The organism is Streptomyces sp. a15 (genome assembly GCF_059026085.1).
Genome location: NZ_JBWLKM010000003.1, coordinates 150,594 through 162,688, shown reverse-complemented (window position 1 = coordinate 162,688; position 12,095 = coordinate 150,594). Strand labels below are relative to the sequence as shown.

Below are 12,095 nucleotides of genomic sequence, written 5' to 3'. Positions count from 1 at the left end.
GAGCCACTGGGTGACGAGTACGGACGTGCGCAAGGATGCAGATGACTCGGGACCCAGCGGCTACGCGGCGGCCCGGCTGCGCCTCCTCACTGAGGGGGCGCGGTCCGGGCCGCCGCGCCGTGCTGCCCTCGCCGAACTGACCGACGACTGGCTGTCGGGGCTCTTCAGCGCGGCGGGGGAGGAGCTGCGCGGGGTCTCCCTGATCGCCGTCGGCGGCTACGGCCGCGGTGAACTGTCCCCACGCAGCGACCTGGACCTGCTGCTGCTGCACGACGGCAGCGACTCCGACGCGGTCGCCGCCCTGGCCGACCGCATGTGGTACCCGGTCTGGGACCTCGGCCTCGCCCTCGACCACTCCGTGCGGACACCGGCCGAGGCCCGCAAGACCGCAGGCGAGGACCTGAAGGTGCAGCTGGGTCTGCTGGACGCCCGGCACCTCGCGGGCGACCTCGGTCTCACCGCCGGATTGCGTACGGCCGTCCTCGCCGACTGGCGCAACCAGGCGCCGAAACGTCTCCCCGAGCTCCAGGAGCTGTGCGCCGAGCGCGCCGAGCGGCAGGGTGAGCTGCAGTACCTCCTGGAGCCGGACCTCAAGGAGGCGCGCGGTGGCCTGCGTGACGCCACCGCCTTGCGCGCCGTCGCCGCCTCCTGGCTGGCCGACGCCCCGCGCGAGGGCCTCGACGACGCCCGGCGCCGGCTGCTCGACGTCCGTGACGCCCTGCACCTGACGACCGGGCGCGCGACCGACCGGCTCGCTCTCCAGGAGCAGGACCAGGTCGCGGCCGAGCTCGGCCTGCTCGACGCCGACACGCTGCTGCGGCAGGTGTACGAGGCGGCGCGGGTCATCTCGTACGCCAGTGATGTCACCTGGCGGGAAGTGGGGCGCGTCCTCAGGTCGCGCGCCGTGCGGCCGCGTCTGCGCGCCATGCTCGGGGGCGGCAAGCCGGTCGCCGACCGCTCGCCGCTGGCCGAAGGGGTCGTGGAGCAGGACGGCGAGGTGGTGCTCGCCCGTGCCGCGCGCCCCGAACGCGACCCCGTGCTCCCCCTGCGCGCCGCGGCCGCCGCCGCGCAGGCCGGTCTTCCGCTCTCCCTGCACGCCGTACGGCGCATGGCGGCCGCCGCGCGCCCGCTGCCCTCGCCCTGGCCCGCCGAGGCACGCGAACAGCTCGTGACCCTGCTCGGCTCCGGCCAGCCCACCATCGACGTGTGGGAGGCACTGGAGGCCGAGGGCCTGATCACCCGCCTGCTGCCCGACTGGGAGCGGGTGCGCTGCCGGCCGCAGCGCAACGCCGTGCACGTCTGGACCGTCGACCGGCACCTCATCGAGACCGCCGTCCGCGCCTCCGAGTTCACCCGCCGCGTCAGCCGCCCCGACCTCCTCCTGGTCGCCGCGCTGCTGCACGACATCGGCAAGGGCTGGCCCGGCGACCACTCGGTGGCCGGCGAGATCATCGCCAAGGACGTGGCCGCCCGCATCGGCTTCGACCGCACGGAAGTGACGGTGCTCGCCACCCTCGTACGCCATCACCTGCTGCTCATCGACACCGCCACCCGGCGCGACCTGGAGGACCCGGCCACCGTGCGCTCGGTCGCCGAGGCGGTCGGCTCGCAGAGCACGCTGGAGCTGCTGCACGCGCTGACCGAGGCGGACGCGCTGGCCACCGGACCGGCGGCCTGGTCGTCCTGGCGGGGTTCGCTCGTCGCCGACCTGGTCAAGCGGGTCCACGCGGTCCTGTCCGGGGACTTGGAGGACGAGCCCGAGTCCGCCGCACCCACCGCCGAGCAGGAGCGGCTCGCCATCGAGTCGGTCGCCACCGGCGGCCCGGTGCTCGCCCTGCGCGCGCAGACCGAGCCGCCGCCGACCGAGGAACAGCCGGCCGGCGACCCCGAGCCCCTCGGCGTCGAACTGCTCATCGCCGTACCCGACCAGACGGGCGTGCTGCCCGCGGTGGCCGGCGTCCTCGCCATGCACCGCCTGACGGTCCGCACCGCCGAGCTGCGCGCCCTGGACCTGCCCGACGGCGTCGAGGGCTCCGTCCTGCTGCTGAACTGGCGGGTCGCCGCCGAGTACGGCTCCCTGCCCCAGGCCGCCCGGCTCCGCGCCGACCTGGTACGTGCCCTCGACGGCTCCCTCGACATCACGGCCCGCCTCGCCGAGCGCGACGCCGCCTATCCGCGCCGCCGCGGAGTCGTGGCACCCCCGCCGCGGGTCACCGTCCACCCGACCGCGTCCCGGCTGGCCACGGTCATCGAGGTCCGCGCCCAGGACGTACCCGGCCTGCTGCACCGCATCGGCCACGCGCTGGAGGAGGCGGGCGTCCGGATGCGCAGCGCGCACGTCAGCACGCTCGGCGCGAACGCGGTCGACGCCTTCTACGTGACCGGCCCCGAGGGTGCGCCGCTGCCGAGCGAGGAGGCGGCGAGCGTGGCGCGGAAACTGGAGGAGACGCTGCGAGGCTGACCTTCTCGTCCTCTTCCCCGCTCGCGCGGGGATTCTGTCCCCGCCCGCCGTGTGCAGCGGGCGGGGACGATTGTCTTGCGGGGCCGGATACCCTGGAAGACGCTCACACTGCCCCCGACTCCGAGGACCGACGCCGCCGTGTTCGATACTCTCTCCGATCGCCTTTCAGCGACCTTCAAGAACTTGCGCGGCAAGGGGCGCTTGAGCGAAGCGGACATCGACGCCACGGCGCGCGAAATCCGCATCGCGCTCCTCGAAGCCGACGTCGCCCTGCCCGTCGTGCGGACGTTCATCAAGAACGTCAAGGAGCGTGCCCTCGGCGCCGAGGTCTCCAAGGCGCTGAACCCCGCCCAGCAGGTCCTGAAGATCGTGAACGAGGAGCTCGTCACGATCCTCGGCGGCGAGACCCGCCGTCTGCGCTTCGCCAAGCAGCCGCCGACCGTGATCATGCTGGCGGGTCTGCAGGGTGCCGGTAAGACGACCCTGGCGGGCAAGCTCGGCCGCTGGCTGAAGGAGCAGGGCCACTCGCCCATCCTGGTCGCCGCCGACCTCCAGCGCCCGAACGCCGTGAACCAGCTCAGCGTCGTCGCCGAGCGCGCCGGCGTGGCCGTATACGCTCCGGAGCCGGGCAACGGCGTGGGCGACCCGGTCAAGGTCGCCAAGGACTCCATCGAGCACGCGAAGACCAAGGTCCACGACATCGTGATCGTGGACACCGCCGGCCGCCTCGGCATCGACGCCGAGATGATGCAGCAGGCCGCGGACATCCGGGACGCGGTCTCGCCGGACGAGATCCTCTTCGTCGTCGACGCGATGATCGGTCAGGACGCGGTCAACACCGCCGAGTCCTTCCGTGACGGCGTCGGCTTCGACGGCGTGGTGCTGTCCAAGCTCGACGGTGACGCCCGCGGTGGTGCGGCCCTGTCGATCGCCTCGGTCACCGGCAAGCCGATCATGTTCGCGTCGAACGGCGAGAAGCTCGACGACTTCGACGCCTTCCACCCTGACCGGATGGCCTCCCGCATCCTCGACATGGGTGACCTGCTCACCCTGATCGAGCAGGCGGAGAAGACGTTCAGCCAGGAAGAGGCCCAGCAGATGGCCTCCAAGCTGGCGTCCAAGAAGGGCCAGGACTTCACCCTGGACGACTTCCTGGCCCAGATGGAGCAGGTCAGGAAGATGGGCAGCATCTCCAAGCTGCTCGGCATGCTTCCGGGCATGGGCCAGATCAAGGACCAGATCAACAACCTCGACGAGCGGGACGTCGACCGCACGGCCGCCATCATCAAGTCGATGACCCCGGCCGAGCGCCAGGAGCCGACGATCATCAACGGCTCGCGCCGCGCCCGTATCGCCAAGGGCTCCGGTGTCGACGTCAGCGCGGTCAAGGGCCTGGTCGAGCGGTTCTTCGAGGCCCGCAAGATGATGTCCCGCATGGCCCAGGGCGGCGGCATGCCCGGCATGCCGGGGGTTCCGGGCATGGGCGGCGGCCCCGGCCGGTCCAAGAAGCAGCCGAAGAAGGCCAAGGGCAAGCAGCGCTCCGGCAACCCGATGAAGCGCAAGCAGCAGGAGCAGGAGGAGGCCGCCCGCCGCGCGGCCGCCGCCGAGGGAGGCAACGCGTTCGGCCTCCCGGGTCAGCAGGCTCCCCAGGACTTCGAGCTGCCGGACGAGTTCAAGAAGTTCATGGGCTGACAGCCTTGGGTACCGCGCCGAGGGCGTCCCTCTCCGGAGGGGCGCCCTCGGCGCGTTCTGCGGGTGCCGGTGCCTGATCCGTGTCGTAACGTCCCGGTATGACCAACCCTGTGCCGCCGCGCAAGGCTCCTGACCAGCCCTGGCGTACCGAGGGCACCCCGGAGGAGCCGCCGAAGCCCCCACCGGGCGGACGGAAGCCGCGCGGCGGCTGGTGGAGCCTGGTCGCCGCCGCGCTGGTCGTGTTCCTCGTCGCCAACCTCGTGCTGTCCTTCTTCAACGACGGCGACGAGCCGACGATCTCGTACACGGAGTTCAGCAAGCAGGTCGACGACGGCAACGTCAGCAAGATCTACGCCAAGGGCGACGCCATCCAGGGCCAGCTCAAGAAGAAGCAGGACGACCCCGAGGGCGACGGCACCTACACCAAGTTCAAGACGGAGCGGCCGACCTTCACGGACGACCAGCTCTGGGAGAACCTGACCAAGAACAACGTCACCGTCACCGCGGAGCCGGTCGTCCAGCAGCGCAGCTTTCTGGCCAATCTGCTGATCTCGCTGGCCCCGATGCTGCTCCTGGTCGTCCTGTGGATCTTCATCGCGCGGCGGATGAGCGCGGGCATGGGCGGCGCGGGCGGCATGCTCGGCCGCAAGACCCCGCCCAAGCCGGTGGAACTGGAGTCTGGCCAGAAACGCACGACCTTCGAGGACGTGGCGGGCATCGACGAGGTCGAGGGCGAGCTGAACGACGTCGTCGACTTCCTGAAGAACCCGGACGCCTACCGGAAGATGGGCGCCAGAATGCCCCGCGGTGTGCTGCTGGCGGGGCCTCCCGGCACCGGAAAGACCCTCCTGGCGCGCGCGGTGGCCGGCGAGGCGGGGGTGCCCTTCTTCTCGGCGTCCGCCTCCGAGTTCATCGAGATGATCGTGGGCGTGGGCGCCTCCCGCGTCCGCGAACTGTTCGCCGAGGCCCGCAAGGTGGCCCCGTCGATCATCTTCATCGACGAGATCGACACCATCGGCCGGGCCCGCGGCGGCGGCTCCGGCATGGGCGGCCACGACGAGCGCGAACAGACGCTGAACCAGATCCTGACCGAGATGGACGGCTTCTCGGGCGTGGAGGGCGTCATCGTCATCGCCGCGACCAACCGCGCCGACGTCCTCGACCCGGCCCTGACCCGCCCCGGCCGCTTCGACCGGGTGGTCATGGTCTCGCCCCCGGACCGGGGCGGCCGCGAGGCCATCCTGGAGATCCACACCCGCGAGATCCCGCTCGCCGAGGACGTCGACCTGGCCCAGGTGGCCCGTACGACCCCGGGCATGACCGGCGCCGATCTGGCCAACCTGGCCAACGAGGCGGCCCTGCTGGCGGTCAAGCGCAAGCAGGACCAGGTGACGCGGACCGACCTCTCGGAGGCCCTGGAGAAGGTGCAACTGGGCGCCGAACGGCCCCTGGTGATGCCCGAGGAGGAGCGGCGCAGGACGGCGTACCACGAGAGCGGACACGCCCTGCTAGGCATGCTGCAGCCCGGCGCCGACCCGGTCCGCAAGATCACCATCGTGCCGCGCGGCAGGGCGCTCGGCGTGACGCTCTCGACGCCGGACGCGGACCGGTACGCGTACACCGAGGAGTACCTGCGCGGCCGCATCATCGGCGCGCTCGGCGGCATGGCCGCGGAACACGTCGTCTACGGGGTCGTCACCACCGGCTCGGAGAACGACCTCGAACAGGTCACCAACCTCGCGCGCGGCATGGTCGCCCGCTGGGGCATGAGCGAGCGCGTGGGCCGTCTCTCCGCGCTCCCGAACGACGCCCAGCAGGCCTACGGCCTCGCGGCGGCCCCCGGGACCCTCGACACGATCGAGCACGAGATGCGGCGGATCGTCGACGAGTGCTACGAGGAGGCCTGCCACAAACTCCGCGACCACCGCGGGCAGTTGGACGCGCTGGCCCAGGCGCTGCTGGCGAACGAGACACTGGAGGAGACGGACGCGTACCGGATCGCCGGAATCACGCGCCTGCTGAAGGAAGCCGACGTCTAGGGGACCCGCGCTATCAGGTACCGGAACACGTTCGGCATCCACACCGTGCCGTCCCGGCGCTGATGCGGATGCAGGGCCTCCGTCAGCTCCTTGTCGACCTGCACCTGGTCCGTCGCGGAGATCGCCGCGTCGAAGAGCCCCGTCGACAGCAGTCCCCGTACGGCGCTGTCGACGTCGGCGTACCCGAAGGGGCAGGCGACCCGGCCGGAGCCGTCCGGCTTGAGGCCGGCCCGGTGGGCGACCTCCTCCAGGTCGTCCCGCAGGGCGGGGCGCCAGCCGGACGTGCCGCGCAGCGGATCGGACAGCTTGGTGGCCACCCGCAGCACGGACGTCGTGGCGCACCGCTCCGGCGGACCCCAGCCGGCCAGCACCACCGGCGCCCCCCGCTCGGCGAGCGGTACCGCCGAGGCGAGCAGCTCCCCGAGCCCCTCGGAGTCGCCCGCGAGACACCCGATGGGCTCGAAGGCGGTCACCACGGTGTACGCGGGAGCGGCCGCGTCGGCCACGTCCCCGGGGGAACCCTCGACGAGCCGGGTGCCGCCGTGCGCGCGCGTGCCCCACGCCGGCGGCAGCAGCCGCTCCCGCGCGAGGGCCAGCCGCTGGGGGGAGGAGTCGTCGACACCGGTCACCGCGGCCCCTCTGGAGGCCGCTATCAGCAGGGCGAGCCCGGAGCCGCAGCCGAGGCCCAGCAGCCGCGAGGCGGGGCCCACTTCCAGTCGCTCGTAGACGGTCTCGTAGAGCGGCACCAGCATCCGCTCCTGGATCTCGGACCAGTCACGCGCGCGTGCACCGAGGTCCACACGGGGTGTCTCTCCCGTATGAGGCAGGTGCTGCCGCACGAGCGTAGGTGTCATAGGTAAGCGCCCCAATCCGCCGAGTTGTGGCTGTGCCCGATTTCGTAGCCCCCGTGACGTGCGCTCGCACTCCCCCCGTATGCCAGATAACTCCGCACTCGACCGCTCGTCCAGGGGTTGTCGGGCCCGGCTTGTGGGTTGACTGTGCCAGTGGCGAGAATTCACATTCCGGCAACCTGGGCCCGTACCATCGCGCCATGGCAAAGGCTCCCGTTCTCACGCCCCGCGCGGACGACTTCCCGCGCTGGTACCAGGATCTGATCAGCAAGGCCGAGTTGGCCGACAACGGGCCGGTGCGCGGCACCATGGTGATCCGACCGTACGGGTACGGGCTGTGGGAGCGGATGCAGGCGGAGATGGACGCCCGCATCAAGGAGACGGGCACCCAGAACGCGTACTTCCCGCTGCTGATCCCGCAGTCGTACCTCACGCGCGAGGCGGACCACGTCGAGGGGTTCGCGCCGGAGCTGGCCGTGGTCACGCACGGTGGCGGCAAGGAGCTGGAGGAGCCGGCGGTCGTCCGCCCCACCTCCGAGATGATCATCAACGACTACTTCTCGAAGTGGGTGCAGAGCTACCGTGACCTGCCCCTGCTGATCAACCAGTGGGCGAACGTGGTCCGTTGGGAGCTCAGGCCCCGCCTGTTCCTGCGCACGACCGAGTTCCTGTGGCAGGAGGGCCACACCGCGCACGCCACCTTCGAGGACGCGCGCGACTTCGCCGCCCACATCCACCGCCAGGTCTACGAGGACTTCATGGCGAACGTCCTCGCGATGGACGTCGTCCCCGGCCGCAAGACCGTCAAGGAGCGGTTCGCCGGCGCGATCAACACCCTCACGCTCGAAGGCATGATGGGCGACGGCAAGGCCCTCCAGATGGCCACCAGCCACGAACTCGGCCAGAACTTCGCCAAGGCCTTCAACACCTCGTACCTGTCGAAGGACGGCACGCAGGAACTGGTCTGGCAGACCTCCTGGGGCTCGACCACGCGCATGATCGGCGCCCTGGTGATGATGCACGGCGACGACAACGGCCTCAGGGTCCCGCCGCGCCTCGCGCAGATCCAGGCCGTCGTCCTCGCCATCAAGGGCGACGAGGCGGTTCTGGCCAAGGTCCGCGAACTCGGCGATCAGCTGAAGGCGGCGGGCGTACGCGTACAGGTCGACGACCGCGTGGACACCCCCTTCGGCCGCCGCGCCGTCGACTGGGAGCTGAAGGGTGTGCCCGTACGGATCGAGATCGGGCCCCGTGACCTGGAGAACGGCACCGCGATGCTGGCCCGCCGCATCCCGGGCGGCAAGGAGCCGGTGGCCCTCGACTCGCTCGTCGGCCTGCTCCCCGCGATCCTCGAGGAGGACCAGGCGCTGCTCCTGAAGCAGTCCCGCGAGCGCCGCGAGTCCCGTACGTCCGAGGTGTCGACGATCGAGGAGGCCGTCGAGGCCGCCGTCGCCGGCCGCTGGGCGCGCATCCCCTGGGCGGCCCTCGGCGAAGAGGGCGAGGCCAAGCTGGCCGACCACGCGGTGACCGTACGGTGTCTGGTCGCCGAGGACGGGTCGGTGCCTCAGGACGGCGACGCACCGGGTAACGTCGCGATCGTCGCGCGCGCTTACTGAGGAGCGGCCTTCCGGCGGGAGAGCGACCGAAACGTCTCTTGCGCATCTGCGGATCACAGTCACCCCGGCGCGCGGACAGCGTCTACGTGCCGGGGCGTACGTCAGACTACGCACCGGCTTGGTACGAGCTGCGAGGCTTATCCGCAGATCAGCGCACCCGCCCTCGTCAGGACGCATCAGCGGCAACTGACGGGTACGTGCAAATTATTTGGGATGCCCCGGAATCGGAACACAGCGGCACTCTGGCTCGTTGTCATTACGTGAGCACGACACAGACACCACCTGTTCTCGCCGCAGAGCTGGCGCAGGCGTGGGCCGACATTCAGCGGTACCACCCCGAGCTGCCCGATCTTGCCGCGCCAGAGTCCCTGATCGGGGAGTCGTCGTCCGCGTGCGGTCACGAGCTCTCCTTCGAGCGACTGCTTCACGAGGCAGTCCATGGCATCGCCGCCGCGCGCGGCATCCGCGACACGTCCCGTGCCGGCCGCTACCACAACCGCAGATTCCTCGCGATCGCCGAGGAGCTGGGCCTGGACCACCCCGAGGAGCCGCACCCGAGCAGTGGCTTCTCCCTGGTCACGCTCAACCCCGAGGCGAAGCGCCGTTACCGCCCGACCATGGAGCGCCTCCAGCGCGCCCTGAAGGCCCACTCGGTGGCGACCGCCTCCGACACGTCCCGTACCTTCCGCGGCCCGGCCGCCCGGCACGGCTCCTCCGGCGGTGGCGTCCGGGTCAAGGCGGTCTGCGACTGCGGGCGCAACGTCCGGGTCGTCCCGTCGGTACTGGCCCAGGCGCCGATCGTGTGCGGAGGGTGCGGGAAGCCGTTCCGCATCCCGGAGGTCGTGGGCGCGGCGGCGAGCTGACCGTCACACCGGCATCTCGTGGGTGCCGGACGAGCGGGTGGCATGGGCGCGGGGTGCCGCCGCGGTCGTACGCGGCGGCACCCCGCGACGCCGGGTCTCTCAGTCATGCCTCGCCGCACCCGCGGTCCGACGCGACCCGCAGGGTATGGCACAATGGCTAGCTGTACTCGACAGCCGCACAGGAACCCTCTCGCCTCCGGCTGACGCGTCCATCGGGCACTCGGGTACCGCAACCCCACGCGGCCGTCTCGCCGTGCCCAACCACGTCAAATCCAGGAGAACCCACTCCCGTGGCAGTCAAGATCAAGCTGAAGCGTCTGGGCAAGATCCGTTCGCCTCACTACCGCATCGTCGTCGCCGACTCCCGTACCCGTCGTGACGGTCGTGCGATCGAGGAGATCGGCCTGTACCACCCGGTGCAGAACCCCTCGCGCATGGAGGTCGACGCCGAGCGCGTCGCCTACTGGCTCTCCGTCGGCGCGCAGCCGACCGAGCCCGTGCTCGCCATCCTGAAGAAGACCGGCGACTGGCAGAAGTTCAAGGGCGAGCCCGCCCCGGCTCCGCTGCTCCAGCCGGCCGAGAAGGCCGCTCGTCCGCTGTTCGAGGCTCTCGGTGGCGACGACGAGGGCAAGGGTGAGGCCATCACCCAGAAGAAGAAGGCTGAGAAGAAGGACGACGCCCCGGCTGAGTCCGCGTCGACCGAGGCCTGAGCATGCTCGAGGAGGCTCTCGAGCACCTCGTGAAGGGCATCGTCGACAACCCTGACGATGTGCAGGTCGCCTCGCGCGACCTGCGTCGCGGGCGGGTGCTGGAGGTCCGGGTGCACCCCGACGACCTCGGCAAGGTGATCGGTCGCAACGGCCGCACCGCACGCGCCCTGCGCACCGTCGTGGGCGCCATCGGCGGCCGCGGTGTCCGCGTCGACCTCGTCGACGTGGACCACGTCCGCTGACGCAGAATGCAACACCGGCTCGGGCCGGGGAGGGCCACTGGGCCGTCCCCGGCCCGTAGTCGTTACGGGTCGTCACGACAGGAGATCTTCGAAAAGTGCAGCTCGTAGTCGCGCGGATCGGCCGCGCCCATGGCATCAAGGGCGAGGTCACCGTCGAGGTCCGTACAGACGAGCCCGAACTGCGGCTCGCACCCGGCGCCGTCCTGGCGACCGACCCCGCCTCGGCGGGCCCGCTCACCATCGAGACCGGCCGCGTCCACAGCGGCCGTCTTCTTCTGCGCTTCGAAGGCGTCCGCGACCGGACCGCCGCCGAGGCCCTGCGCAACATCCTCCTGATCGCCGAGATCGACCCGGAAGCGCTGCCCGAGGAGGAGGACGAGTACTACGACCACCAGCTCATGGACCTCGACGTGGTCACCGAGGACGGCACGGAGGTCGGCCGGATCACCGAGATCTCGCACCTGCCCTCCCAGGACCTCTTCATCGTCGAGCGGCCCGACGGGAGCGAGGTGATGATCCCCTTCGTCGAGGAGATCGTTACCGAGATCGACCTGGAGGAGCAGCGGGCGGTCATCTCCCCGCCGCCTGGTCTGATCGACGACAGGGCGGAGATCGCGTCCTCCAGGGACGAGGCCGGCGAGGCGGCCGGGGACTCGTCCGGGGACGAGGCGTGATGCGGCTCGACGTCGTCACGATCTTCCCCGAGTACCTGGACCCCCTGAACGTCTCTCTCGTCGGCAAGGCACGCGCGCGTGGCCAACTGAACGTCCACGTGCACGATCTGCGCACCTGGACGTACGACCGGCACAACACCGTCGACGACACCCCGTACGGCGGCGGCCCGGGCATGGTGATGAAGACCGACCCGTGGGGCGACGCGCTCGACTCCGTCCTCGCCGACGGCTACGAGACGGGCTCCCACGCGCCGGCGCTGATCGTCCCCACCCCCAGCGGTCGGCCCTTCACCCAGGAACTCGCCGTCGAGCTCTCCGAGCGCCCCTGGCTGATCTTCACGCCGGCCCGTTACGAGGGCATCGACCGGCGCGTCATCGACGAGTACGCGACGAGGATGCCGGTCTACGAGGTCTCCATCGGCGACTACGTCCTGGCCGGCGGTGAGGCGGCCGTACTCGTCGTCACCGAGGCCGTGGCGCGGCTGCTGCCCGGTGTCCTGGGCAACGCCGAGTCCCACCGGGACGACTCCTTCGCGCCCGGAGCCATGGCCAGCCTCCTGGAGGGCCCCGTCTACACCAAGCCGCCCCGGTGGCGCGACCGCGGGATCCCGGACGTGCTGCTCAGCGGCCACCACGGCAAGATCGCCCGCTGGCGCCGGGACGAAGCCCTGAAGCGTACGACGGCCAACCGACCCGACCTCATCGAGCGCTGCGACCCCAAGGTCTTCGACAAGAAGGACCGCGAGATGCTCTCCATCCTGGGCTGGGCGCCGGATCCGGCGGGGGAGCCGGACGGCCGATTTTGGCGCAGGCCAGAGGGCATGGAACAATAGGTCGCTGTTGTGCGTCGTCCGGGCGTGCGCCCCTGCCACAGGGGGACACGACGCCCGCCCCGACCGTACGACTCCTTCCAGAGACCTAGATTCCGTTGATGACCTGTGGCATCA

General features: G+C 71.0%; 10 protein-coding genes. 9 read left to right on the top strand and 1 reads right to left on the bottom strand.

What is annotated here, in order from left to right:
- Nucleotides 1-10 precede the first annotated feature (10 nt).
- The 3 genes from AC5P09_RS05350 to ftsH all read left to right on the top strand — a co-directional run bounded on the left by AC5P09_RS05350 (nucleotide 11) and on the right by ftsH (nucleotide 6,192).
- On the top strand, nucleotides 11-2,461 hold the full coding sequence (locus tag AC5P09_RS05350) for a [protein-PII] uridylyltransferase (RefSeq protein ID WP_493872685.1): 2,451 nt from the start codon (nucleotides 11-13) through the stop codon (nucleotides 2,459-2,461).
- 138 nt (nucleotides 2,462-2,599) lie between these two features.
- The gene (ffh, locus tag AC5P09_RS05345) at nucleotides 2,600-4,153 is read left to right on the top strand and encodes a signal recognition particle protein (RefSeq protein WP_493872684.1); all 1,554 of its coding nucleotides are present in this window, start codon (nucleotides 2,600-2,602) and stop codon (nucleotides 4,151-4,153) included.
- Nucleotides 4,154-4,251: 98 nt separating this feature from the next.
- Nucleotides 4,252-6,192, top strand: a complete 1,941-nt coding sequence (gene ftsH / locus AC5P09_RS05340; RefSeq protein WP_493872683.1) for an ATP-dependent zinc metalloprotease FtsH — start codon at nucleotides 4,252-4,254, stop codon at nucleotides 6,190-6,192.
- Here the strand turns inward: ftsH and AC5P09_RS05335 are convergent.
- Nucleotides 6,189-7,046, bottom strand: coding sequence for an SAM-dependent methyltransferase (locus tag AC5P09_RS05335; RefSeq protein WP_493872682.1), 858 nt, complete (start codon nucleotides 7,044-7,046; stop codon nucleotides 6,189-6,191). The genes ftsH and AC5P09_RS05335 overlap by 4 nt on opposite strands.
- A 197-nt stretch (nucleotides 7,047-7,243) precedes the next feature.
- Here AC5P09_RS05335 and proS point away from each other — a divergent pair, with 197 nt between their 5' ends.
- From proS to trmD, 6 genes are all read left to right on the top strand, one after another.
- Entirely contained in the window at nucleotides 7,244-8,659 is a 1,416-nt protein-coding gene (proS, locus tag AC5P09_RS05330; protein WP_493872681.1) for a proline--tRNA ligase, read from the top strand.
- A 260-nt stretch (nucleotides 8,660-8,919) separates the two neighbouring features.
- The gene (locus AC5P09_RS05325; RefSeq protein ID WP_266433294.1) at nucleotides 8,920-9,522 is read left to right on the top strand and encodes a hypothetical protein; all 603 of its coding nucleotides are present in this window, start codon (nucleotides 8,920-8,922) and stop codon (nucleotides 9,520-9,522) included.
- A gap of 290 nt (nucleotides 9,523-9,812) precedes the next feature.
- On the top strand, nucleotides 9,813-10,232 hold the full coding sequence (gene rpsP / locus AC5P09_RS05320) for a 30S ribosomal protein S16 (RefSeq protein ID WP_053747997.1): 420 nt from the start codon (nucleotides 9,813-9,815) through the stop codon (nucleotides 10,230-10,232).
- A gap of 2 nt (nucleotides 10,233-10,234) precedes the next feature.
- Entirely contained in the window at nucleotides 10,235-10,474 is a 240-nt protein-coding gene (locus AC5P09_RS05315; RefSeq protein ID WP_005479813.1) for an RNA-binding protein, read from the top strand.
- Nucleotides 10,475-10,569: 95 nt separating this feature from the next.
- Nucleotides 10,570-11,148, top strand: coding sequence for a ribosome maturation factor RimM (gene rimM, locus AC5P09_RS05310; RefSeq protein ID WP_493872680.1), 579 nt, complete (start codon nucleotides 10,570-10,572; stop codon nucleotides 11,146-11,148).
- Nucleotides 11,148-11,981: a tRNA (guanosine(37)-N1)-methyltransferase TrmD gene (gene trmD, locus AC5P09_RS05305; protein WP_493872679.1), complete on the top strand. Its 834-nt coding sequence runs from the start codon at nucleotides 11,148-11,150 to the stop codon at nucleotides 11,979-11,981. Before rimM ends, trmD begins: the two co-directional genes overlap by 1 nt.
- The last annotated feature ends 114 nt before the right edge of the window (nucleotides 11,982-12,095 follow it).